Source organism: Maribacter caenipelagi, assembly GCF_004364175.1.
Taxonomy (GTDB): Bacteria; Bacteroidota; Bacteroidia; order Flavobacteriales; family Flavobacteriaceae; genus Maribacter; species Maribacter caenipelagi.
Genome location: NZ_SNZW01000013.1, coordinates 425,211 through 449,994, shown reverse-complemented (window position 1 = coordinate 449,994; position 24,784 = coordinate 425,211). Strand labels below are relative to the sequence as shown.

At 34.1% G+C, this 24,784-nt stretch carries 28 protein-coding genes; 8 read left to right on the top strand and 20 right to left on the bottom strand.

Translation table 11 applies throughout. The annotated features are described in order from the left end of the window. Positions 1 to 5: 5 nt before the first annotated feature. A complete protein-coding gene (gene nusB / locus DFQ03_RS06920; protein WP_133672438.1) occupies positions 6 to 953 on the bottom strand; it encodes a transcription antitermination factor NusB in 948 nt (315 codons plus the stop codon). 170 nt (positions 954 to 1,123) lie between these two features. On the opposite strand from nusB, the gene DFQ03_RS06915 reads away from it, so the two are divergent. After that, entirely contained in the window at positions 1,124 to 2,875 is a 1,752-nt protein-coding gene (locus DFQ03_RS06915) for an ABC transporter ATP-binding protein (protein ID WP_133672437.1), read from the top strand. Positions 2,876 to 2,940: 65 nt separating this feature from the next. Then, complete coding sequence (locus DFQ03_RS06910) at positions 2,941 to 3,330, top strand: PUR family DNA/RNA-binding protein (protein ID WP_133672436.1); 390 nt, start codon at positions 2,941 to 2,943, stop codon at positions 3,328 to 3,330. 74 nt (positions 3,331 to 3,404) lie between these two features. Here the strand turns inward: DFQ03_RS06910 and DFQ03_RS06905 are convergent, their stop codons facing one another. Genes DFQ03_RS06905 through DFQ03_RS06890 form a run of 4 tightly spaced genes read right to left on the bottom strand, consistent with a single transcriptional unit; the run spans position 3,405 to position 6,016 of the window. Next, positions 3,405 to 4,454 carry a lysophospholipid acyltransferase family protein gene (locus DFQ03_RS06905; protein ID WP_133672435.1) on the bottom strand — a complete coding sequence of 350 codons (1,050 nt, stop codon included), beginning with the start codon at positions 4,452 to 4,454 and terminating at the stop codon, positions 3,405 to 3,407. Next, positions 4,451 to 5,371: a bile acid:sodium symporter family protein gene (locus tag DFQ03_RS06900; protein ID WP_133672434.1), complete on the bottom strand. Its 921-nt coding sequence runs from the start codon at positions 5,369 to 5,371 to the stop codon at positions 4,451 to 4,453. Before DFQ03_RS06900 ends, DFQ03_RS06905 begins: the two co-directional genes overlap by 4 nt. Positions 5,372 to 5,375: 4 nt before the next feature. Then, positions 5,376 to 5,714: a tRNA-binding protein gene (locus DFQ03_RS06895; RefSeq protein WP_133672433.1), complete on the bottom strand. Its 339-nt coding sequence runs from the start codon at positions 5,712 to 5,714 to the stop codon at positions 5,376 to 5,378. Next, positions 5,714 to 6,016, bottom strand: coding sequence for a phosphoribosylpyrophosphate synthetase (locus DFQ03_RS06890; RefSeq protein ID WP_133672432.1), 303 nt, complete (start codon positions 6,014 to 6,016; stop codon positions 5,714 to 5,716). The genes DFQ03_RS06895 and DFQ03_RS06890 overlap by 1 nt, the downstream gene beginning before the upstream one ends. Before the next feature lie 90 nt (positions 6,017 to 6,106). Between DFQ03_RS06890 and DFQ03_RS06885 the strand changes: the two genes are divergently transcribed. Then, positions 6,107 to 6,670, top strand: coding sequence for a thioredoxin family protein (locus tag DFQ03_RS06885; RefSeq protein ID WP_133672431.1), 564 nt, complete (start codon positions 6,107 to 6,109; stop codon positions 6,668 to 6,670). A 25-nt stretch (positions 6,671 to 6,695) separates the two neighbouring features. Then, entirely contained in the window at positions 6,696 to 7,223 is a 528-nt protein-coding gene (locus DFQ03_RS06880; RefSeq protein WP_133672430.1) for a GNAT family N-acetyltransferase, read from the top strand. A 5-nt stretch (positions 7,224 to 7,228) separates the two neighbouring features. Here the strand turns inward: DFQ03_RS06880 and DFQ03_RS06875 are convergent, their stop codons facing one another. After that, positions 7,229 to 7,765: a YfiT family bacillithiol transferase gene (locus DFQ03_RS06875; RefSeq protein WP_133672429.1), complete on the bottom strand. Its 537-nt coding sequence runs from the start codon at positions 7,763 to 7,765 to the stop codon at positions 7,229 to 7,231. Positions 7,766 to 7,874: 109 nt separating this feature from the next. On the opposite strand from DFQ03_RS06875, the gene DFQ03_RS06870 reads away from it, so the two are divergent. Next, a complete protein-coding gene (locus tag DFQ03_RS06870; RefSeq protein WP_133672428.1) occupies positions 7,875 to 8,513 on the top strand; it encodes a peroxiredoxin in 639 nt (212 codons plus the stop codon). A 129-nt stretch (positions 8,514 to 8,642) separates the two neighbouring features. Continuing rightward, the gene (locus DFQ03_RS06865; RefSeq protein ID WP_027064347.1) at positions 8,643 to 8,837 is read left to right on the top strand and encodes a cold-shock protein; all 195 of its coding nucleotides are present in this window, start codon (positions 8,643 to 8,645) and stop codon (positions 8,835 to 8,837) included. Between the two features lie 323 nt (positions 8,838 to 9,160). Here DFQ03_RS06865 and DFQ03_RS06860 read toward each other — a convergent pair whose 3' ends face one another. The 3 genes from DFQ03_RS06860 to DFQ03_RS06850 all read right to left on the bottom strand — a co-directional run bounded on the left by DFQ03_RS06860 (position 9,161) and on the right by DFQ03_RS06850 (position 12,452). Further along, positions 9,161 to 10,093 carry a peptidylprolyl isomerase gene (locus DFQ03_RS06860; protein ID WP_133672427.1) on the bottom strand — a complete coding sequence of 311 codons (933 nt, stop codon included), beginning with the start codon at positions 10,091 to 10,093 and terminating at the stop codon, positions 9,161 to 9,163. 111 nt (positions 10,094 to 10,204) lie between these two features. Next, positions 10,205 to 11,599: a M28 family peptidase gene (locus tag DFQ03_RS06855; protein ID WP_133672426.1), complete on the bottom strand. Its 1,395-nt coding sequence runs from the start codon at positions 11,597 to 11,599 to the stop codon at positions 10,205 to 10,207. Continuing rightward, complete coding sequence (locus DFQ03_RS06850) at positions 11,574 to 12,452, bottom strand: PPK2 family polyphosphate kinase (protein ID WP_133672425.1); 879 nt, start codon at positions 12,450 to 12,452, stop codon at positions 11,574 to 11,576. Before DFQ03_RS06850 ends, DFQ03_RS06855 begins: the two co-directional genes overlap by 26 nt. A 184-nt stretch (positions 12,453 to 12,636) precedes the next feature. Here DFQ03_RS06850 and DFQ03_RS06845 point away from each other — a divergent pair, with 184 nt between their 5' ends. Beyond that, entirely contained in the window at positions 12,637 to 13,332 is a 696-nt protein-coding gene (locus DFQ03_RS06845; protein ID WP_133672424.1) for a hypothetical protein, read from the top strand. Positions 13,333 to 13,342: 10 nt separating this feature from the next. Here DFQ03_RS06845 and DFQ03_RS06840 read toward each other — a convergent pair whose 3' ends face one another. The 10 genes from DFQ03_RS06840 to DFQ03_RS06795 form a co-directional block, all read right to left on the bottom strand. Beyond that, positions 13,343 to 14,506: a sigma-54-dependent transcriptional regulator gene (locus DFQ03_RS06840; RefSeq protein WP_133672423.1), complete on the bottom strand. Its 1,164-nt coding sequence runs from the start codon at positions 14,504 to 14,506 to the stop codon at positions 13,343 to 13,345. Between the two features lie 9 nt (positions 14,507 to 14,515). Continuing rightward, positions 14,516 to 15,334, bottom strand: coding sequence for a DUF6268 family outer membrane beta-barrel protein (locus tag DFQ03_RS06835; RefSeq protein ID WP_133672422.1), 819 nt, complete (start codon positions 15,332 to 15,334; stop codon positions 14,516 to 14,518). Positions 15,335 to 15,383: 49 nt separating this feature from the next. Beyond that, complete coding sequence (locus tag DFQ03_RS06830) at positions 15,384 to 16,319, bottom strand: mechanosensitive ion channel family protein (RefSeq protein ID WP_133672638.1); 936 nt, start codon at positions 16,317 to 16,319, stop codon at positions 15,384 to 15,386. Further along, positions 16,319 to 17,662: an ABC transporter permease gene (locus DFQ03_RS06825; protein ID WP_133672421.1), complete on the bottom strand. Its 1,344-nt coding sequence runs from the start codon at positions 17,660 to 17,662 to the stop codon at positions 16,319 to 16,321. The genes DFQ03_RS06830 and DFQ03_RS06825 overlap by 1 nt, the downstream gene beginning before the upstream one ends. Next, a complete protein-coding gene (locus tag DFQ03_RS06820) occupies positions 17,655 to 18,593 on the bottom strand; it encodes an ABC transporter ATP-binding protein (RefSeq protein WP_133672420.1) in 939 nt (312 codons plus the stop codon). The genes DFQ03_RS06825 and DFQ03_RS06820 overlap by 8 nt, the downstream gene beginning before the upstream one ends. 237 nt (positions 18,594 to 18,830) lie before the next feature. Continuing rightward, positions 18,831 to 19,952 carry a molecular chaperone DnaJ gene (dnaJ, locus tag DFQ03_RS06815; RefSeq protein ID WP_133672419.1) on the bottom strand — a complete coding sequence of 374 codons (1,122 nt, stop codon included), beginning with the start codon at positions 19,950 to 19,952 and terminating at the stop codon, positions 18,831 to 18,833. Positions 19,953 to 19,961: 9 nt separating this feature from the next. Further along, positions 19,962 to 20,519: a nucleotide exchange factor GrpE gene (locus DFQ03_RS06810; protein ID WP_133672418.1), complete on the bottom strand. Its 558-nt coding sequence runs from the start codon at positions 20,517 to 20,519 to the stop codon at positions 19,962 to 19,964. A 138-nt stretch (positions 20,520 to 20,657) separates the two neighbouring features. Continuing rightward, the gene (locus DFQ03_RS06805) at positions 20,658 to 21,620 is read right to left on the bottom strand and encodes a TIGR01777 family oxidoreductase (protein WP_133672417.1); all 963 of its coding nucleotides are present in this window, start codon (positions 21,618 to 21,620) and stop codon (positions 20,658 to 20,660) included. Positions 21,621 to 21,733: 113 nt separating this feature from the next. After that, positions 21,734 to 22,396, bottom strand: a complete 663-nt coding sequence (gene mnmD / locus DFQ03_RS06800; protein ID WP_133672416.1) for a tRNA (5-methylaminomethyl-2-thiouridine)(34)-methyltransferase MnmD — start codon at positions 22,394 to 22,396, stop codon at positions 21,734 to 21,736. Position 22,397: 1 nt separating this feature from the next. Then, entirely contained in the window at positions 22,398 to 22,877 is a 480-nt protein-coding gene (locus DFQ03_RS06795; RefSeq protein WP_133672415.1) for a DUF4920 domain-containing protein, read from the bottom strand. A 108-nt stretch (positions 22,878 to 22,985) separates the two neighbouring features. Here DFQ03_RS06795 and DFQ03_RS06790 point away from each other — a divergent pair, with 108 nt between their 5' ends. Then, positions 22,986 to 24,056 (top strand): branched-chain amino acid aminotransferase, encoded by a 1,071-nt coding sequence (locus DFQ03_RS06790; RefSeq protein WP_133672414.1) that lies wholly within the window; start codon positions 22,986 to 22,988, stop codon positions 24,054 to 24,056. Between the two features lie 25 nt (positions 24,057 to 24,081). On the opposite strand, the gene DFQ03_RS06785 is transcribed toward DFQ03_RS06790, so the two are convergent. After that, on the bottom strand, positions 24,082 to 24,468 hold the full coding sequence (locus DFQ03_RS06785; protein WP_133672413.1) for a pyrophosphohydrolase domain-containing protein: 387 nt from the start codon (positions 24,466 to 24,468) through the stop codon (positions 24,082 to 24,084). Positions 24,469 to 24,784 lie beyond the last annotated feature (316 nt).

Sequence of the window (24,784 nt, the reverse complement as noted above, 5' to 3'; positions counted from 1 at the left end):
TATTTTTATAATAGACCTCTTCCCATTTTGTTAAGCTTTCCTTCTGACTTGTATTCTTTAGTAAGCTTATCGAGAATTCCGTTTATAAAAATGCTACTTTTTGGTGTAGAGTATTCTTTGGCTATTTCTAAATACTCATTTATTGTAACCCTTTCTGGTATAGAAGGAAAATGTAGTAACTCGCAAATAGCCATCTTTAACAAGATACTATCAATACCAGCGATACGATCTTTATCCCAATTTGGTGTTTTACCTTCTATCTCTTTTTCTAAGGCATCGTTCTTCAATAAGGTTCTTGTCAACAACTGCATGGCATATGTCATATCCTCATCATCTTTCAACAAACTTGGTAAAAAGTAAGATTCTGGGTGTACCTGTTTAACTTTTTTAAAATGCTTTAAAATAAAGGTATTAACAATAGGTATATCATCTACCCAAGTTAGCTTATCATCTTCAAAGTAATCGTAAATTTTCTCGTTAGGTGCAATAATGTTTTTGAACAAAGTTATCACCAACTCCTTATCAGCAGCATAATCGCTTTCTGATGTAGACATATATTCTTGGTATGCATCGCTCTCTAAAATTTCTTTATAGATAAGTTTTACATACTCCTCTTCTAAATACCAGTTATCTAACTTTCTATGATTAAGTTCTTCCGTTAAGGTTTTATTCTCCACAATTTGCAATAACAATCTGTTTTGAATAAACTTATTAGGATTAGGGAATTCTTTCTTTTTGTCGTTAATATATTTATTAGCAGAAAGAGAGATTTGATCTGTTGCTCTTTTTTGTATTTCTACAAAAAGACTAAGCCACAATAAATATAGCGTATAGGTATTCTCTATGCTTACCTTTAAAAACTTCTCTTGTTTCTGTAACGAATCGTCCTTAGACTGAATTAGAGCGTAAATACTCTGCATTACCTTAACCCTAATGTGCCTTCTTGTAAGCATTTGAAAGAACTTATTTAATAAATTAGTAAATAAAGCCGCAAAGGTAAGTATCTATTTAAAGGGTCACAATAGCAATCGTATTTATCTTAGCTTATTTATAACATATCGTTTTAGGTCAAAAAACTATCTTTGCCCATAGAATTTTACACTATTATTTTTTTCTACAACTTATGAAAGAACTTAAGCATCTAAATAAATACTTTAAAAAATACTGGCTTAAGCTTTTTTTCGGGATCATTATAACCATAGTCGCAAGGCTATTTCAGTTGATCATGCCGTCTTACGTTAATAATTCAATAACTGTAGTTGAGCAATATATTAAAGCAGAAATAGAAAAATCGACCGCCCAAGAATTGTTGACGGAATACATTCTTATAATTATAGGTGCCGCTCTGCTATCTGGATTCTTCACTTTTTTAATGCGTCAATTAATTATCAATATTTCTAGATACATTGAATACGACCTTAAAAATGAAATATTCGATCACTATCAAAAACTAAGTCTAAACTTCTATAAGAAAAATAGAACAGGAGATTTAATGAACAGAATAAGTGAAGATGTAAATGAAGTACGTATGTATGCGGGTCCTGCTATTATGTACGGCATACAGACACTAACCTTATTTGCCTGCCTAATACCACTAATGTTTATAAAAGCGCCAACGTTAGCTGCGTATACCTTATTACCATTACCTTTTCTATCTGTTTTGATTTATCAAATAAGTAAGGTAATACATAAGAGAAGTACCATTGTTCAGCAGTATTTATCTTCACTATCTACTTTTACACAAGAGATATTTTCAGGCGTTTCGGTTATAAAAGCGTATGCTTTGGAGCCACAAACCAATGATGACTTGGTAAAACTTGCCATTGAAGGAAAAGAAAAGAGTGTTAGTTTGGCGAAAGTAAATGCCTGGTTCTTCCCCTTAATGATTCTTTTAATAGGTATCAGTAATATTTTGGTGATATATATAGGAGGTAAACAATACCTTGCCGGTGAAATTGAAGTTGGTCTGATTGCGGAGTTCATACTATATGTAAACATGTTGACCTGGCCCGTTGCAATTGTAGGATGGCTTACATCTATAGTTCAAAGAGCCGCTGCCAGTCAAGAACGCATCAACGAATTTTTAAATCAGGAGTCAGAAATAAAGAACACTCCCACACACGAGCATACGGTAAAAGGTAAAATTGAATTTAAAGATGTTGATTTCTCTTATCAAGATACGAACATCAATGCCCTAAAACACTTATCGTTTACCATAAACGAAGGAGAAACCACAGCTATTATTGGCAAAACGGGATCCGGTAAATCTACTATTCTAGATTTAGTTGCCAGATTATACGATACCACATCGGGTGAAATTCTAGTAGATGACGAGCCTATTAAAAATATTGACCTTACCTGTTTAAGAGAATCTATTGGTGCTGTACCACAAGATGCTTTTCTGTTTTCTGATAGTATAAAGAACAATATTAAATTCGGAAAAGAAGACGCTACAGACCAAGAGATCATGGACATTGCCAAAGATGCCGTTGTTCACGAAAACATAATGGGCTTCTCTAAAAAATACGACACCGTATTAGGTGAACGAGGTATTACGCTTAGTGGCGGGCAGAAGCAACGGGTGTCGATTGCAAGAGCCTTAATTAAGAAGCCACAAATTTATTTATTCGATGATTGCCTTTCTGCAGTTGATACAGAAACTGAAGAAGAAATTTTAAGTAACCTTAAAAAGGCTTCTAAGAATAGAACTACATTAATTGTAAGTCATAGAGTTTCTTCAGCTAAAAATGCCGATAAAATACTGGTTTTAGATGACGGTAGACTCATTCAAGAGGGTACGCACGACGAATTAAATACTAGAGAAGGGTATTATAAAGACCTTTATCACAAACAGCTCTCTGAGAAAGAAAGTTAGAAAATTGTTGTCGGATAACGATTTTTTTTTCATTTTTGATAGCATAACGACACTAAACATTAGAAATGAGCGAAAGAGATTTATCAGATCAGGAAGAAATTCACTCCAAAGTTTTACGCGCAGGTAGAAGAACGTACTTTTTCGATGTAAGAAGTACTAAGGCCGGGGACTATTATTTAACGATTACAGAAAGTAAGAAATTTACACATGACGATGGATCCTTCCATTACAAGAAGCATAAAATTTATTTATACAAAGAAGATTTCGATGCCTTTAAAGAGAATGTAGAGGAAATGATGGATTTCATCATTAACGAAAAAGGTTCTGAAGTAATTTCAGAAAGACATCAAAAAGATTTCAAAAAAGAAGAAGCTCAAGTTGATACTGAAGTACCTGTAGAAAATACGACTACAAGTACGTCTAGCTTTACAGATGTAAGTTTTGAAGATATTTAATCTTTAAACTTTCTTTTACAAATTAACGGCCCTTTGAAAAGGGTCGTTTTTATTTTGTAGATTTTTGATTATTATCACAAACCAAATTTCACCAACAATACATTTACTAAAGTCATAATGCATACACATAGTATTGCTATATACGGAGTAAAGATTATTGATAATACCAGTAACAATAAAACCATATAAATAGGATAAAAAATTATCGCGATGGCGAATCTGAATGTCCCCATAAACTCATCTTCAGGTGTTTTTGGCTTCAACCATAATTTCCAAATTAATACTACAGGGAAATTTAGCAATGTAAATATCCATTTGAACATATTGAAACCCTGTCTTTCTGAAACAGCCTCAATTGAACGATCTACACCATGTTGGTTGAAAATTTTTATCTTTTCGTTGACAGAGTTGGGATTAAGAAAATCGACCTTTGCTGCTATTAACGTATTCAACACAGCATTGTAATCTTTATTATTTGGAATATGCGTGGTCAAGCTTTCTAAATTAGAAGAAATTTTATTTTTTATGGTATTGACAGATTTATTCAAATCATTCTCATCATATAAACTTCTTGCCGAAATTGGCTTACCATAGCAAATTGCCACCTCATCTGGAAATTTAACTGCATTCTTATAATTAAACCCTACAGGAATTAACTGAACATCTAACTCTGGATACTTTTCAAAAGTTCTAAATAATATTCTTGTAAAACCTTTACTCAATGGTCTAACACTACGTTTAAGATTATGATTTGCCTCTGGAAACAAAAGCAAGGCTTCTCCCCCATTTAAAATTTCTGCACATGAATTAAAAATGGCATCGTTATTAGAAAGTGTATCTCTACCATCACGCATTCGGTAAATTGGTAACATTTGAAAGTAAGAGAATATACGTTTCAAGAAATTCCCCTTAAAAACATCTGATCGAGTTAGAAAGTAGGGTTTTCTATTACAATCTGTAGCAACCAATAATACATCTATTAAGGCACTTTGATGATTTGGTAAAAACATGACCGGTTTATCTTTCGGTATATGTTCTAAACCCGATATATGAATTTTCTTATGGTAGCCGTAAAGTCCGGTTTTCACAACAGATTTTACTAATGAATATATGAATGTACTCACGCTATCGTTTCTTTAGCAACTGATTTTCTATTCCAAAAAGCAGCTAAAATTAAACCTGAAACAATATGCCATATACCCCAAAAGGCAGCAAGAAGTGCCATACCCCCTAATCCATCGAAAAAAGTGAAAATCAATAATAATCCTAATCCAGAGTTCTGTATTCCTGTTTCTATGGTTATCGATCGAAGATTATCCTCTGGTAATTTAAAAACTCGTCCAAGGCTATATCCTGTAGAAAATGCAACTAGATTATGAATTAAAACAATCCAAAAGACATAAAAAACATAATCCATAAAGATGACGTGGTTATTGTATAGCGCAATAAAAACTAAGCATATAAAAAAAACTAAGGATATTACTTTAAGCTTCTTGGCTATTTTCAAAGCTATTTTTGGTTTTCTATAATTGACATACATACCCAACATCAAAGGCAGACCCAATAATAGAAAAACCAATTTTATCATCTCAATCGGCGATATAGAAATATCTTGAATAAGATTAGAGCTAGGCTCATATAACATTGCATAAAAATGAAAATTTAATGGTGTCATGATAACCGCTAACATAGTAGCAATAGCGGTAAGACTAACAGATAATGCCGTATTCGCTTTAGATAAATAAGATATAAAATTTGAAATATTACCACCAGGGCATGCTGCGACCATAAACATACCCAAAGCAATGCTTGGCAACGGTTCAATAACAAATACCAATAAAAAAGTCAATGCCGGCAATAGTATAAACTGACTACATAAACCTACTAACAATGCCTTCGGTTTTGACCATAAAGGCTTAAAATCTGATATTGATATTTCTAAGGCTACGCCAAACATTACCAAACTTAACACAAGGTTCATTATCCATAATGAACCTGAATCAAAATTAATATGAATGTTATCTAAGATATTATCAGTCAAAAATTTAGGAAATTTTTAATCCGTTAGGCACTTTCATTTGAGGTTGAAGAAGCACCACTGAACTATTGTCTACAGCACCTAATATAAGACATTCACTCATAAAATCGGCAATTTGTTTTTTAGGAAAATTAACAACGGCGGTAACTTGCAGTCCAATAAGATCCTCTTTTTTATACTTTTCTGTTATCTGAGCAGATGTTTTTCTAACCCCAATTTTATCACCAAAATCTACATGTAACTTGTACGATGGGTTTCGAGCCTCTGGAAAATCTAATGCGGCTATTATAGTGCCTATTCTCATATCAATTTTACTAAAATCTTGCCATGTAATTGTTTCTTCCATTAGCTCAATTTAAGCTTTTTTATCAAATCTTTAGGTACATTACCAGCATACATGCCGTATGCATCAACTAACAAGCCTTTTTCACCGGTACTAGTTTCAATGACATATAAAATAGTGTTATCATCGGGGTTGCTCATACCTTCAAAACGATAAAATTTTACCACTTCTAATTCGGTAGCTTTATGAATGTTTTTCTTGCTTTTATTTTCTACGCCAGCGTCACACAAATTAAAATCTTCTATGTAACCTTCTTCTTGTAATGCCTTTATTGCGATGGATAAAGAAATATATGAATTTTCCATATTAGTATTTTTTTATAGGTTTATGAATACTATAAAGAAAAGGCAAGCTTAATATAATCCTTAACTTAGTACCATAAATTATTAGTTGATATGGCAAGAACAGAAAGCAAAATGTTAGCATTGGGTACGGTTGCTCCAGAATTTAGTCTGTTAGATACGGTCAGCAAAAAAACCATGAATCTACACTCTTTAAATGGTGATAAAGGAACGGTGATTATGTTTATCTGCAACCACTGTCCGTTTGTAATTCATGTGAATCCAGAAATAACTATAATGGCTTTAGAATATCAGAAACAGGGTATTAATTTTATCGCCATATCTAGCAACGATGTGGAGAAGTACCCGGAAGATGCCCCTCAGTTCATGAGAATAAAAGCAAAGGCCGAAAATTATACTTTTCCCTATTTATATGATGAAGACCAGTCGGTAGCCAAAAAATATGATGCCGCTTGCACTCCTGATTTTTATCTTTTTGACGAAGACTTAAAATTAGTATACAGAGGTCAGCTAGACGATTCTAGACCAGGAAACGGATTATCCTTAACTGGTAAAGATCTTAGAGATGCTATTGAAAACCTTTTAAAAGGTGAAGACATTAATCCTGTTCAAAAACCTAGTATTGGCTGCAATATTAAATGGAAATCTAACGCTTAATAATATTAGCTTTTTATTTTAAATTATGGAGACTAACATTCAGTTCGTAAAGCTGAAGCCAGAACTATACAACACTTATATTGAAATAGGCACAAAAGCCTATGACCAGCATTACAAACATCTTTGGCCCAATGGTGACACAACCACCTATATTAAAAACAGTTTTACCAAAGAAGTACTCTTAAATGAAGAGAATGACACAGACACCGTTTTATATCTTATCAAAATAAATTCGGCATACGTAGGTATACTAAAAATTACGCTACACAAACAAGTTCAAGAATATAGCAAAGCTGATGCTTTATATCTTGATAAAATTTATATTCTCAACGAATTTTCAGGCAAAGGCATAGGCTCTAAAAGTCTAAAATTTGTTGAGCAAGTTGCTGTAGATCTTTCTAAAAGAGCAATTTTTCTGGAGTCTATGCAAAAAGGTTTGGCACTACCCTTTTACCTATCAAAATCTTTCTCAATTGTTGCAAACACTCAAGTACCGTTCAGCAATGTTATTGAAAAAGAAAAACCAATGCATTTACTAAGAAAAGATATCTAAGAGTATTACCAACCTTTACTTAATGCTAAATTTTCGATGTGTGCAAAATGGTGATTGCTATGCCAAGCATATTTACCAATATTTTCTGCCACAGAAACATTAACATTGCCATCTGGGTGAATATAGCTTTTTTCAAAATCTGCCGATTCGAGGTGATTTAATAAATAGACCAACTTAGCATGAAGTGCTGCTAAATAAGAAAGTGATAAAGATATTGGTGCTGTTTTGGCATCTATAAGTTCGCTCCATAACTTCTCCTCATAAACTTTAATGAGCGGTCTATTCTCCGTCAATGCCCATTTAAACCTAGTATAACTATGGTGATGACTATCTGCCATGTGGTGTATTACTTGCCTAACAGTCCATCCACCTTCTCGGTAAGGGGTATTTAACTGTTCTTCAGAAAAACTATTGACTAGATTTGACAAACGTTCAGGTAACATATCCAGCACTGTAATCCACTTTTCAATATCTTCTTTCGATATAATCTCGGGACAATTAAAATGCCCTATTGGGTATTTTAGTTTTTCTAGGTCTTCCATAGTTAAAAGTAAAAAATTTAATAGACTTTTAACCTAAAACCTTTAGTCAAGATTATATAATCTACTAATTTTATAGGATAATAAATAAAACACACAAACTTATATAATTATGGCAACAATACGATTAGGTGATAAAGCACCGGATTTTACAGCAGATAGCTCAATGGGCACAATTAATTTGTACGATTACCTAGGTGATAGTTGGGGAATATTATTTTCTCACCCGGCAGATTTCACTCCTGTTTGTACTACTGAATTAGGTACTGCCGCTAAATTCAAAGATGAATTCGACAAGAGAAATGTTAAGATGATAGCATTAAGTGTTGACGGTGCGGCATCACATGCAGAATGGATAAAAGATATTAATGAAGTTCAAAATACAGTGGTAAACTTTCCAATTATTGCAGATGAAGATAAGAAAGTATCTGATTTATACGATATGATTCACCCAAATGCAGATAATAACCTTACGGTACGTTCTGTATTTATTATTGCACCAGATAAATCTGTAAAATTAACATTGACCTACCCAGCATCTACAGGAAGAAACTTTTACGAACTACTAAGAGTAGTAGATTCCTTACAGCTTACCGCAAACCATAAGGTTGCAACACCAGCAAATTGGGAACATGGTAAAGATGTAGTAGTGAGTCCGGCTATATCTACCGCCGATGCAAAAGATATTTTTGCAAAGGGAGTTACAGAGGTTAAACCATATTTAAGAATGACACCAGACCCTACTGCATAGGTCTAAAAACAAGTTCATTCTCAATGCATTAGATAAAAATTGTTAACCTTAAGATAACGTACAAGAATTTAAGTTTTTAAACAAAAAAAAACTATCTTCGCTCTTTAATTAATATTTAATTTTTCTATTATGAGTAAAGGAACAGTAAAATTCTTCAATGATTCTAAAGGTTACGGATTTATCACTGAAGATGGTTCAAACGAAGATCATTTTGTACACATTTCTGGCTTAATCGATGAAGTTCGTGAAGGTGATGTTGTAGAATTTGAGCTACAACAAGGTAAAAAAGGATTAAACGCCGTTAATGTGAAAGTAATTGACTAGGTAACGATTTAACTTTTTTATAGTATAAAGCCCGAACCAATTGGTTCGGGTTTTTTTATGCCCTATATTTTTTTTAAAAGAATTGTTCAAGTTAAACGCAACCTTTTATATAAATACATATCTATTGATTAAACAAGAACGGTTCCCCAACCTTATACCATGTATTTATGACCACATTTTTGACCGTATTTTTAGTTTTGATGGCAGTTAACATAATTTTGCTTTTGGGCAGTTTTGTTACTCGTAAAAAGTAATCATCAAAAAAAAACACCCATATCGAATGATATAGGTGTTTCATTATTATTTTATAGTATATAGGTTTCTTAACCTACCTTCATTAATTCTACATCAAAGATAAGTGTAGCATTTGGTGGTATTACGCCACCAGCTCCTGCAGATCCATACGCTAGATCAGAAGGGATTACAAAACGTGCTTTATCACCAACTTGTAGTAATGAAATACCTTCATCCCACCCTGGTATTACCTGACCGATACCTAATTGAAAATCAATAGGAGAGTTACGTTTGTAAGACGAGTCAAAAACTTGTCCGTTCAAAAGAGAACCTTCATAGTGTACAGAAACTTTTTCACCTTTTACAGCTTTAGCCCCATCACCTTTTTGAATCATTTTATAACGAAGTCCAGATGCGGTAGATTCAAATCCTGCTGCTACTTTATCAAGTTCGGCTTCTTGTTTAGCTTTTTCTTCTGCCAATCTTGCTTCACCCGAAGCATTGAAATCTTCAAAAGCCTTTAATGCATTCCATTTCTCGGCAGTATCACCAACTCTAACAATTTCTAAAGACTCAATAACATCATCTTGAGCAATAGCATCTACAACATCTTGACCAGATTCAACACGACCAAAAATAGTATGCTTGTTATCTAACCAAGGTGTTGGTACGTGAGTAATAAAAAACTGACTACCATTGGTACCAGGACCAGAATTGGCCATTGAAAGTACACCAGGTGAATCATGCTTTAATTCTGGGTGAAATTCATCATCAAATTTATAACCGGCGTCACCAGTACCTCTACCTTGAGGGCAACCACCTTGTATCATAAAATCTGGAATAACCCTATGAAATTTTAAACCATTATAATATGGCTCTCCTTTACCTTTAGCACTATTTTCTTTATCTCCCTCAGCTAGAGCTACAAAGTTACCTACTGTACCTGGAGTTTTATCGTGAGTTAATTTTACTAGTATTTCGCCTTTACTTGTATTGAACTTGGCGTAAATTCCGTCTTCCATTTTTATTTTTTTAGTATCCGGCAAAGGTAAAGAAATTTAACGATTTGAACATTTCGTTACCTTCAAAACCATAAATTGATTGCTTTACTATTTTTGAAGATGTGACTTAGTTTAGAATCCGTATTTATCTATCAAATATATTAAACTTGCCATCGATGCAGCACCTAATTGCAGTTCTCTTTTATTAACATGTTCAAAAGTATCGTTTTCGGCATGGTGATGATCAAAATAACGTTGAGAATCTGGTCTTAAACCTGCCAATACCAATCCATCTTTTTTCAACGGACCAATGTCGGCACCACTGAATCCTTTTTCAAAATAGTGCACCAAATATGGTTTAAAAAGATTCTTCCATTCCAATACTTTCTCAAAATCCTTATCAGAACTTTCAAAAGTAAATCCGCGAGGAGAAAATCCGCCAGAATCACTTTCTATTGCGAATATGTGCTTTTCATTTTTAGCATTCGCAAATTCGGCATATTTATTACCACCTCTTAGACCATTCTCTTCGTTCATAAAAAGAACAACTCTTACTGTGCGCTTTGGCTTATAACCTATTTTTTTAAATAGGTTTAAAACCTCCATACTTTGAACACAACCAGCACCGTCATCATGAGAACCATCTCCTAAATCCCAAGAATCTAAGTGACCGCCCACAACGATAACCTCTTCAGGTTTCGTAGTTCCTTTAATTTCCCCGATAACATTATATGATTCTACATCATCGAACTGTTTACAGTTTTGTTTGAAATAAAAGTTGATATCAGGATTTAGTTTTAACGAGGTACTCAATAATTCAGCAGCATTAGTACTAATTGCCGCAGCAGGAATTCTTTCAGATCCCGCTTGTTCGCCATAACTCATCGAACCCGTATGTGGGTAATCGTCTAAACGAAGGTTCATTGAACGCACAATAACACCCACAGCACCATACTCTGAAGCTTCTAAAGCACCAGCATAACGTTGGTCTACACAATTTGAATAGGCAGTGAAGGTATTTATCTGAGTAGCATCCATCGGTTTATTGAAGAATACTATTTTTCCCTGAATTTTGTCTTTACCTAATGATGATAACTGCTCAATACCCTCAACCTCTATGATATTAGCCTTAATACCTCTAGGAGGAGTCGGTACCGAACCACCTATTGCACAAATAGCTACATTGGTCGTTGCACCAGGGTTTGTTTCAAAATAAGCAAATTCTGGTGTTCCTCTCACCCATTTAGGTACCATTACCGGTTGCAACCAAACTTTGTCTACCCCTAAAGAATCTAGCTGGGCCTTTGTATAATCTACAGCTTGCTGTGCCTGAATAGATCCAGAAAGTCGTCCCCCAATTTGATTGGACAAATAGTTCAACCAATCATAACCCGAACCTTCTGTAAGGGCAGTATCATAAAGTTTCTTTATTTGTTCTTCGTCTGAATTTTGTGAAAGTCCCACATATGAGAAAGCAATGACAAAAAATAACGCAAGTTTACTATTCACCTTGTAGTTGTTTTTCATAGCTGTCTAAATTAGCCATTATTTTTTCACTCAACATAGGCTCCTTGATATCTTTATATTTTTTTAACGATTCTAATAATATAGATGTCACAATTATTCGCGTTGCTTTTTTATTGTCTGCAGGTACCGCAAACCATGGCGCATGATCGTGGGTAGTTTTAGAAATAGCTTCTTGGTAGCAATGCTGGTAATCGCCCCATAATTTGCGCTCCTTTAAATCACCTGGTGAAAATTTCCAATGTTTCTCTTTTAAAGCAAGTCTTCTTAGCAAACGTTGACGTTGCTCTTCTTTTGAAAGATTGAGAAAGAACTTAAAAATTAAGGTACCATTTTCTGCAAGATGGCGCTCAAAGTCATTAATCTGCTCAAATCTTTTATCCCAAAATTTTTGACCAATATCTTCTACCGTATGTATACCAGGTATATGTTCGTTCAAAATATATTCTGGGTGTACTCTAGTAACCAACACGTTTTCATAATGTGTTCTATTAAAAACACCGAATTTACCTTTCGCAGGTAATACCAAATAATGACGCCATAGGTAATTATGGCTGAGTTCTAATTCTGTAGGCACTTTAAAACTATGCACCTCAACACCGCTTACATTGAAATCTTTAAACACCTCTCGTATTAAACTATCCTTACCTGCGGTATCCATACCTTGTAGACATACCAGAATACTATATTTTCCATGGGCATAAATAGTATCTTGAAACTCCCCTAACGCTCTTCTTATCTTTGATAATTCTTTTTTCAGCTCTTTGTCTGACTTACCAAAATCTTCAAAAGTCTCATAATCAGAGATTTTAAAATTATTATTGGTTCTATATTTGTCTACTTTTATTTTATCCATTCTGAAATATAAAATTTAATATTAATGAATACTAATTCTCTAACAAAACCTAAGTAATATAATTCTCACAAATTCCGTTTATCGTAATTGAAGTGTATTGTATCGAAAATAATATTTTCAACAAGGTAAAGCATCTAAATTTATCAGTGTAAGATCCCAAATTTTACACCTTAATTACCTACTTATGAAGAAAAATATCTTTTTTTTCTGTGCTATTGCACTACTATCGTTATCATCATTCAGCACGAATGTAGAGTGCGAATATGCTAATTCTAACATGGGTTATGCAAAATCTCAAATAAGCGCCGCTTTACTTACTCAAGATATTAATCAGGCACGGTTTTATGCCTACAAAGCTTTAAGTGCTTTAGAAAAATCTAAAAAACAATTAAACGTTTGTGGTTGCAAATATGCAAAAGAAAGTATGTTAGAAAATATGGAGGTGCTATCACTTGCAACAAAGTCTACTACTTTAGAAGGTACAATTAGCCATTTGAATGCATCTATTGAACTAACTAATAACACTATTCTTATATTAGAATCTCACGATACTCATGAAAGTGCTTATGCTAACGATGAACTTTCTATAAACACGAATTCTTCGGCAAACAAAACACCAGTAACAAAAAATAGTAATAAAAAAGACCTATTTGAAACCATAGATACATCATTAGAAAAATATCGTATTTCGCTAGATAAGGTAGTTCAAAGCGTAAATTGCAAAGACGCCACTGCGTTCGCTAGTAGAATTTATGATGAATGCGAAGCCCAATTATTAAAGTCGAACATTTCTGAAGGTAGTAAGTATTATAATTTACGTACTAAAGAAATTACCGCAGAAGCACTAACCAAGATTGGAGATTGTTCTGCGGCAAAATAAGTTCAATTGATTACTTACTGGCAAATAATTTTACATCATCTGCTGACACCTCTTGACCGCCTAGTATTATTAAACGCTCGACAACGTTTCTCAGTTCACGAATATTTCCGGTCCAATCATACGCTTTCAACATTTTAATTGCCATGTCTGAAAACGTTTTTCCGGCCATACCTTGCTCAGCGACAATTTTTTTAGAAAAATGTTCGATTAATAACGGTATATCATCACGTCGATCATTTAAGCTAGGTACTTGAATAAGAATAACTGCCAACCTATGGTACAAATCTTCCCTAAAGTTACCCGCTTCTATTTCTTTCTTTAAATCTTTGTTCGTAGCAGCAATTACACGCACATCTACCTTTATATCTTTATCTGTTCCTACACGCGATATTTTACTTTCTTGAAGCGCTCTTAACACTTTAGCCTGTGCAGAAAGACTCATATCACCAATTTCATCTAAGAATATGGTTCCTTTATTGGCTGCTTCAAATTTACCAGCTCTATCTTTCACTGCTGAAGTAAAGGCTCCCTTGACGTGACCGAATAATTCACTTTCAATTAATTCTGATGGTATAGCAGCACAGTTCACTTCTATAAAGGGCGCTGAACTTCTAGCACTCTTTTCATGTAACCAATGTGCAACAAGTTCTTTACCTGTACCATTAGACCCCGTAATTAAAACACGAGCATCGGTAGGTGCAACTTTTTCGATCATGTCTTTGATAATAGCTATCTCACTACTTTCACCGATCATTTCGTAATTTTTACTCACCTTTTTCTTTAAGTTTTTGTTCTCGACAACCAAAACTTTTCTGTCCAACGCATTTCTAACGGTAGTAAGTAACCTATTTAAATCTGGTGGTTTGGAGATATAATCAAAAGCACCCAGTCTCATTGTATTTACGGCGGTATCTAAGTCTCCGTGACCAGATATCATTATAAACGGAATTTCTGGTTTTATTTTTCTAGCAGCCTCAAGTACCTCTACACCATCCATTTTAGGCATTTTTATATCGCAAAGCACTAGGTCATAGTCATTGTTCTTAATAGTCTCAATACCTTTTAAACCATCTTCAGCTTCTTCTACAGAATATGCATCATTTTCTTCGGATAAAATCTTAACCAATACCCTTCTAATTGCTGCTTCATCTTCTATTACTAATATTTTTGGCATAACTGCTTTTTAAATTCCTATTCTAATTCCTGTTCTAAAATATAGACCCGAGGCATCGTTTAATGTAAATATATCATCTCTTTCCTCGTTTCGTAACGCACTATTTTGATAAATAGAACGACCGCCTATAAAGTAAACGGACATATCTTTAGTTATCTTATACTGGTAACCTATTGTCAATAACAATGCCGTAGAAGAAACATCTGTAGATAAATTATTGCCAGGCAACAAAATATCGTTTTGAATATTTACATAATACCCATCTAAAAATATTTCAGTCTGAAAGAAATGTCCCTTTTTGGTAAAGTATTTCATCCCCGATTTTGGTGCGCCCAAGGTATAAGCCCAGTTCGGATGAAATCGTTTCTCAAAATACACAAACGGTAGCGGCACGTCTATTGGTGATGTACCATTATAAGAAATACCTAAAACCAACATATATGGTTTATCAATATCCTTTACATTTTTATATGCACCTAGCGTATAGTTCATATTAAAATCTTCGTTCTGCAATTCTTGAACAAAATTCGTAGACCATCTTGGCGTAACTACACCTATTAAGCGCCAGGTTTCAGATAACTTATACATATATGCCAAGTTTACATCTAAAACATGAAACTTGCTTAAGTCATTAGAATTAGGAAATAAATCATCTGGAACCTCAAAATTGTATCTATTATACTCCGCACCAAGAACCAAAAAATCTTTCTTGTCACGAACTGCAATTGGTACGTTCAACACCAACTTAATACGCGATGTTTCAACGTCTCCACTATTTTCTGGCATTAGCATGTATTCCAATCTAAAAACGTCTGGTGTTTGCGCCATGATTGAATTAATAGCGAAAAGCAACAAGAATAAGGAAAGAAAAAAACAGCTACGTTTTCTCATTATTCTCTGAATTTGGAACATTGCTATGTTGAAATGGCCCTTGTTGAAACAAATGAACATCTCTTTGTGGGAAAGGAATGGAAATTTTATGCTTTCTAAATTCAGCATCAATCTTATACCGTACTTCGCTTTTTACACGGGGATCGGTAAAACTATCGGTAATATAAAAATTGATTGTAAATATGAGCGCAGAATCACCAAAATCTTCGAATATCACAAATGGTTTTGGGCTCTTTAAAATAGTTCTTTGCGTCTTAACGATATCTAAAAGTATTTTAGTTACCAATTCAACATCACTACCATAAGCCACACCAATACGCACCAATTCTCTTGTCGTTTTATGATTTTGAGTGTAGTTGTATACAATATCACTTATAAACTTATGATTTGGTATAATTATTACCTTATCATCTCTCGTTATAGCTCTAGTGGTTCGTAATTTAATTTCAAAGACCTTACCGACCTTATTATCTATTTCAATAATATCGCCTACTCTTAACGATTTGTCTACAATAATAAAAATACCTCCAATTATATCCTGAAAAATCTCTTGTAAGGCTAATCCAAGTCCGACAAACAAGGCTGCAGATGCCGTAATTAAAATGGTAATATTTATACCTGCGGCACTCATCGTAAAAAGAATGACTATTACATATACCAAATATTTGATGAACTTAAATATGCTGATAAATTTCAGTTTGTCATCAGCCTCCATTTTCCTAGTAAAAAATCTACGTATTGCTTGTAGAACAGTACTAGTAAGTAAAAATGCTACAGTAAGTAATAATAAAAGACCTATTGTTATATGAATAGATTTATCGCCCTCGCCAAAATGATAGCCTAGGTCTAAAAATTTCTTTATAGTCCCCCAAATATCATCCTCAATTATTTCCTTAATCGTTTCTGTACTTTCTTGGATCATCATGAATATTTAAGCCACTTATATAATTCTTTATAGCTAGGTTTTTTACCATACATAAGTATACCCACACGATATATTTTTGCAGCTACCCATACTATACCAATAAAAGTAGCTATTAATATCGCAATTGACGTAATCAATTGCCAAACAGGTACACCACCTTCACCAATACCCCATGGCAAACGCATTAACATTACAATAGGAGATGTCAATGGAAATAGGGAAAAAGCAACTGCAATAGGTCCGTTAGGATTACTAAATACAGAAAAGAAACCCACATAAATAGCTAACATTAATGGTAAAATTACCGGAAAAATAAACTGCTGTGTATCTGTTTCATTATCTACAGCTGCTCCAATAGCAGCGTAAATAGAACTATAAATCAAATAGCCTAAAACGAAATAAACAATGAAAAAAAACAGCATTGCAAAAATGGGAATCTCAAATATCTCTTGAGCGTATAATTGAATGTTCTGAGTAAGCGCATCTACATCAACATTAGTAGTATTAGCCATACCTGGCGCAACACCACTGCCTTTAGTTAAACTTGCTGGATCTATATCAAAAATAGCCAAACCAATAAATAATAGGATGGCACCCGATACGATCCAAATTCCAAACTGCGTAATACCAGCCAGCGAAGTTCCAATGATCTTGCCCATCATCAAATGAAAAGGTTTTACAGATGAGATAATGACTTCAATAATTCGGCTTGTTTTCTCTTCAATTACACTACGCATTACAAAGCCACCATAAATAATTATGAACATCATAATCAGGTAGCCAAATGCACCACCAATAATCGCTTTTATCTCATTAATGCCTTTTATATTCTGAAGACCATCAAAAGTTTCAATGTTAATATTGTAGCCACGGTCCATTTCTGCATATTCTTTTGGTGACATACCCAGTTCGCGTAATCTTTCTTGCCGTAATCGCCCGGTAATCGAACTTTCTAATTTATCTAAAACGCTAGCACTAGGTGCATCTTTACTATAAAAGAAAGCTCTTTGCGCAACTTGCTCTAAATTAGATTCGTTAGGCAGATATATTAGACCATAAAAACCTAAATTAACGGTTGAGTCTTTTGCTTTTGCTAGTGAAATATCTTTAAAATTGATATAAGAAGTAGCTTCTGAGGTTACAAACTCATTCGCAAAATAACCGCTTTCGTTCAAGACCCCTATGACTTTTTTTTCAGTATCGTTTAACTGGGTTAAGTATGCTATCAATAATATCATACCTACCATTAAGAAAGGACTAAGAAAAGTCATAACAACAAATGACTTATTACGGACCTTGGCGATGTATTCCCTTTTAATTATAAGTGGTAATTTATTCATTGTCGATATTTTTATTTTGAATAGTCTTTATAAAAATATCACTTGCAGATGGAATCGTTTCTTTAAAACCATTTACGTTTGCTCGCGAACCTAAAAAGGCTAAAATATCTCTAGATTCATTTGAAGGTAATTGCACCCTAAGGTTCAACTGTTTCTCAATACTATCATAATCTTGAGATAGTATTTGAAATTTATCTTGCATATCATTTAGCAGCAACTGGTCATTATCTGTCTCTAAGCCTATTTCAAAGATGTTGCTTTTGTATGCTTTTTTAATATCAGATAATTTGCCGTCCAATATTTTCTCTGATTTATGAATAAGAGCAATATATTCGCACAATTCTTCTACAGATTCCATTCTATGTGTTGAGAATATAATAGAAGTACCATTCTCTTTTAAACTTAAAATCTGTTCTTTAATAATATTGGCGTTTATAGGATCAAAACCACTGAAAGGCTCATCAAAAATTAGCAACTTGGGCTCATGAAGTACAGTTACTACGAACTGTATTTTTTGCGCCATACCTTTAGATAGTTCCTGTATTTTTTTGTTCCACCAATCACCTATCTCCAATCTTTCGAACCAATATTTTAGGCGCTTTTTAGCTTCAGCTTTAGACAAACCTTTTAACTGTGCTAGATAAAGTGCTTGCTCGCCAACCTTCATACTTTTATAAAGACCACGTTCTTCTGGCAGATAACCTATTTGCGCAATATGTTCTGGTTTAAGTAGCTCACCATCAAAATAAACCGAACCTTGATCAGGATATGTAATTTGATTTATGATACGAATTAACGTAGTCTTACCCGCCCCGTTCGGTCCAAGTAAACCGTAGATACTATTCTTAGGAATTTCAAGGGAAACGTTCTTCAATGCCGTATGGCTTCCAAACTGTTTGGTGACCTCATTAGCAACCAAAATATGACTCATGTACTCAATTTCTACAAAGATATTGAATTGTTTTGACTAGCTACACTCTTTATGATTCCTTTATAGCATACCAATTATAAAGCTTGTAAAGCAAAAACTATTTTGCCCTAAAAAGCAAAACCCACCCTTGATAAATCAAGGATGGGAAAAAAATTGCTATGAAAAAGAAAATTAATATTGGTTGCCCAATATTATCTCAAATATACGTTTTTTATTTAAAAACAAGATATTTAGAACTTACGAGAACATATCTTTAACTTTTTCGAAAAATGATTTATCAGATTTCTCTGGTTTAGGCTCAAAATTATCGTTGCCCTGCATTTTCTCAAAGAACTCTCTCTGCTCTTTATTCAATTCTTTAGGTGTCCAAACGTTTACATGAACCAATATATCACCAGCACCATATCCATTTAAACTTGTAATACCTTTACCTCTAAGCCTAAGTATTTTACCAGATTGTATTCCTGCTTCTAGCTTAATGCGAACTTTACCTCCAACGGCATCGATTTCTTTTGATGTTCCTAAAACAGCTTCAGAAATACTTACATAAAGATCATAGTGTAAATTATCACCTTCTCTTTTTAATGTGCTATGCTCTTGGGTTTCTATGGCTACCAGTAAATCTCCTGGCACTCCGTTTCCAGGTGCGTCATTACCTTTATTAGGTACTTTTAACTGCATACCTTCTTCTACACCTGCAGGTATATTAATAGATACCGTTTCTTCAACAACCTTTAGTCCTTGTGCATCTGCATCACCAGGTTTACCGTCTAAAATTTGACCACTACCGCCACAAGTACTACAAACAGCTGCTGTTTGCATTCTACCAAGTATGGTGTTCTGAATTTTTGTCACCTGCCCTCTACCATTACAGGTAGCACATGTTTTATAGGTAACCCCTTCGGCTTGAACTTTTCTTTTTACCTTAACTTTTTTCTCAACTCCGTTTGCAATCTCTTCTAAAGTCAATGAAACTCTGATACGTAGATTACTTCCTTTCACTCTGCGTTGACCACCGCCACCGCCGAAGCCACCAAAGCCTCCGCCGCCGAAGCCGCCACCGAAAATATCACCAAATTGGCTGAAGATATCATCCATATTCATACCGCCACCGCCAAAACCGCCGCCACCGCCGCCTTCAAAGGCAGAATGACCAAACTGATCGTAACGAGCTTTTTTGTCGGCATCACTTAATATTTCATAAGCTTCAGCAGATTTCTTGAATTTCTCTTCGGCAGAACTATCTCCCGGATTTTTATCTGGGTGATATTGCAATGCCTTTTTACGGTATGCCTTTTTTATTTCTGCAGCAGTTGCACTCTTACTGATGCCCAATACTTCATAATAATCTTCCTTCATTCCAATTTTTTAATTTCCTACTACTACTTTTGGATGCCTAATGATACGGTCGCCCAACTTAAACCCTTTTTCGATAACGTCAATAATTTTACCTTTCATCTTTTTATCAGGTGCTGGTATTTGAGTTATTGCTTCATGTATTTCTGCATCGAAAACGTCGCCTGCCTTAGCCTCGACCATTTCTAAACCTTTGTTTTTGAGTGTCTCTCTAAGCTTTACGTTAATAAGCTCAATACCGGTAAAAGCATCTTTATCATCAGATTTTGCCAATTCTTTCATAGCTCTATCGAAATCATCTAAAACTGGCAATAACGAAACAATTACTTCTTGCCCTGCAGTCTTAAACAACTCCATACGCTCTTTAGAAGTACGTCTTTTATAATTCTCAAATTCTGCAAACAATCTTAAAAACTTATCTTTCTCTTTCGCCAGTTCATCGCTAAGCGTTTCTTCTACCGACTTTTCTTCCTTTTCCTCTTCATTCTCTAGCTTTTGTTCTTGTTCTTGGTCATCCAATAGCGCATCTTCCAAGAATTCATCATCCAAAGTGTTTTCTTTATCACTCATAATTTATTGTAATTTAAATCGCTGATTAAAAGCAGGCAAAAGTACTGCCAATTCTTTAAAAATGTCAAAATGTCACAAAAGTTTAAAAAAAAATCCGCCATAAGCGGATTTCATTATATCTGACAAATAGTTTGACCTTTAAGAAACAAATTGTTTTGTCACTTTATTTTTAGAATCTACACATTCAGCATTAGTATCATAAATAGCACCAAGTGCTTGACAAATATTCGCATATTGAAAAACAAAACCTTCTTCTTCAATTTTTTTACTACTTACACGTTGACTTGCAAATAAAATATATGCCATTTTACCAAGTATGGTATACATAACAAACTTCGGAATATTTGGTAAAATAAGTGGTCGATCTAATGCTTTGGCAATTTCTTTTATGAGCTTGGCATTTGTTATAGGGTTGGGCGCAACACCATTAAACGTTCCTTTTAACTCGTACTTGGCTATATGTAAAAAAATAGCTGCCAAATCTGTAATATGAATCCAAGATTGCCATTGCTGACCAGAACCAAAAGCTGCACCAACATAATATTTGACCGGTTTTGCCATTTCTGGTAACGCACCACCATCTTTAGACATCACAAGTCCGGTACGAACTTTAGCCACCCTAAGCCCCAATGATTTAAATTCATTAATTTTCTTCTCCCAGATAGCTACTACTTCTCCTAAAAAACTATCATCAACAGAAGTTTCGTCTTCAGTATAAAAATTACTTACCGAATCGGGATAAATACCAATTGCAGAGGCAGAAATTAATGATTTAACAGTATGATTTTCATTCCCTAAAAGTGTCTTCTTCAGTAACTCTAAGGTATTAACCCTACTATTTGAAATTTCTTTCTTATAACTACTCGTCCATCGTTTAGAAATACTTGAACCTGCCAAATTAATTATTACAGAAACCCCATCTAAACACCCGGTATCTATTTCACCAGATTTAGGATCCCAAAAGTAACCTTGGTAATTATGTTCAGAAACAATTTTGCTTTTACGTGTGGTGAGATAATTAACTGCATAACCTTTTTCATGGCATTGAGATACTAACTCGCTACCCACTAAACCTGTCGCACCTGTTATCAATACTTTCATGGAATAAAGGTATCATATTTGTGGTATGTTGATACACTATTTAATTCCGATTTAACATTGTCGCCGAACCTATTGATGTGCAGTGCGTTAAAGTTATATTAACGTGAAAAATATTATTGTTTTTTTGCACGCAGCATTTCTCTTTTACCAGGAGGTCCAGGAAGTCGTTCTACAAGAAACCCCACTTCTAACATAGCTCGCCTAACGCTACCTTTAGCCGCATAGGTAACCAAACACCCACCACTCTTCATTGCATTGAACATGATTTGAAAAATTTCGACCGTCCATAATTCTGGTTGTACGCGAGCACCAAATGCATCAAAATAAATAAGATCGTAAGTATTGAAAGCATCAATCTCTTTAAAAAATTTCTGCTGCTTATTAAGACTAAAATTTTTGGTAATTTCTATTTCTTGCCCCCAAGGTGAAGAATGCATTAAGTGAAAATCATCTTTTCTAGACAGAGATTTCAATTCTTCCAAATAATTCAACTGCTCGAGCTCTTCATTTAAAACAGGATAAGCCTCTACACCTGTATACCTTATTCGTAAATCTCGCTTTTCAAATTCAATTAATGTTATAAAAGCATTTAGCCCTGTACCAAAACCTATTTCTAGAATTTGAAGTTCTTGGTCTTTGAATAAATCTAAACCAGATTTAATAAATACATGATAAGCTTCTTGAATAGCGCCATGTTTTGAGTGGTACTGTTCTTGCCAGTCCATAATCTGAATGGTTTTAGAACCATCGCCTGTAGTAATTATTTCTCTTTTCAAATTAATTTGGAACTAACACTCCCGATGCTTCGAAACTATATGTTCTCTTCGGAGTTGTAATTTTTGCTATCTCTTCTTCTGTTTTACCGCCATCTTTTGCATAGTGCTGTTGATCACCAACACTCATTTCTTCTACAAACGCAAATCCGTTTAAAACAACTTCTTTCTCTAAAATATCTGCAGGCATAAAGAATCCGTAATCTTTAAAACGTACCATTGCTTGTTCACCTTCTGGCAGCTCAACAATCATCCAACATCCCTTTACCTTACAAACCTCTTTTACCTTGGTTTTAAATTGAAGGTTTAAAGAGTCAGCTACGGGCATAGACGCAAATTGCTTCATGACATCTTCTTTACTACTTAATTCGGTTATTTTAAATTCATCACCATAAAATTTTGATGAACCATTAGCTACATCTTGCTGTGCAAGACAAGTGAAAAATCCAAATAAAAACACAAGTAATATGTTAAATCCTTTCATAAATCCTAAAAATGTTGATATACCTGCAAAACTCATCAATTTAAAACTAAAAAAGAAGTGCTAGTAGGGATATTTGTTTAATTTTAATCAACTAAAGTTACGTATTTCATGAGTATTGCAACGAAAGATATCACAATAGAAAAGGTAAAAACTTCTAAAATAGACCAAGTAGATTTTGACAATCTTGCTTTTGGATCTGTATTCTCAGACCATATGATGGTCTGTACCTATAAAAATGGTGCGTGGGAAATGCCGAAAATTATACCATATCAACCAATTACACTAGATCCCTCTTCGAAGATTTTTCATTACGGACAGTCTATTTTTGAGGGTATGAAAGCTTACAAAGATAAAAATAATGATATCTATTTATTTAGACCATTAGAAAACCACAAGCGATTTAATATATCTGCAGAGAGAATGTGTATACCTCAAATTCCTGAAGATTATTTCATGGAAGGGCTAACTACATTACTGAAATTAGATAAAGATTTTATACCTACCCAAGAAGGCAGTTCATTATATATAAGACCTTTTATGTTCGCTTCTGGTAATGGGTTTCATGCATCACCGGCAGATGAATATAAGTTTATTATTGCCTGTGCGCCATCTGGAGCATATTTTTCTGGCAAGGTAAAAGTACTAATAGAAGAGAAATACTCTAGATCTGCAAACGGTGGTGTTGGTTTCGCAAAAGCTGGTGGTAATTATGCAGGTCAATTCTACCCTACCCAATTAGCAGTAGCAAAAGGGTACAACCAAGTAATCTGGACAGATGATACCACCCACGAGTATATCGAAGAAGCGGGTGCCATGAACATCTTTATTAGAATTAACGATACTTTGTTAACAGGACCAACTAGTGATCGTATACTTGATGGTATCACCAGAAAAAGTATTTTAGATATTGCTAAAGATCAAGGTATAAAAACCGAGGTTAGAAAGATTACGGTAAAAGAAGTTGTTGAAGCAGCTAAAGATGGTTCTTTAAAAGAAATGTTCGGTGCGGGTACAGCAGCGGTTATTTCGCCAATTGCTGGTTTCGGATTTAGAGATACAGATTATGAGTTGCCAGAGTTAGAAAATAGCTATGCACTACGACTGAAGAAAATTATAACAGATATACAGTATAATAAATCTGAAGATAAGTTCGGATGGCGTTTTAAAGTAGATAAATAAAAAAGGGGGCGAATCGCCCCCTTTTTTATTTATCTAATATTACTCCAATATTCGGCTTAGAATAATTAGGACCTTTTAAAACCTTACCGTCTTCACGATAAATAGGTTTACCATTTTCACCAAGTTTACTCATGTTACTTCTTTGTATTTCGTTGAAGACTTCTTCAATTTTATATTGCATACCATGTTCTAAAATAGTACCACACAATATATATAACATATCGCCTAAGGCATCGGCAACTTCAACTAAGTCATTATTCTGAGCCGCTTCTAAATACTCTTTATTTTCCTCATCCATTAAATTGAAACGCAAAGTATTCTTTGCTTCTCCTAAATCTGCAATCATATCTTCTGAAACTCCGAGACCAAAAGAATTATGAAACTCTTCTACTGCTTTGATTTTGTTTTTCATCTTTATTATACCGTTTTCCGTTAGCTTTGCGTAAAAATATGAAATATGTTTAGCACCGGACAAATGATTTTTGCAATCGCTTTTGCAGTGGTATTTGCCATTATTATTGTCATTTCTTATAAAAAAGACTTCAAATTGCACCAAAAAAATTATAAAGGCGTTAAATGGATCGGCATTTTCTTTACGCTATTCGTAATTCTACTATTGTTTATAAAATTTTTCCTAAAAGAATAGTTAATTTTTTTCCTACACCACAAAAATTAACATTTTCACAACAAAACGCTGAATATCTGCGTTTAATATACCAAATACCGTA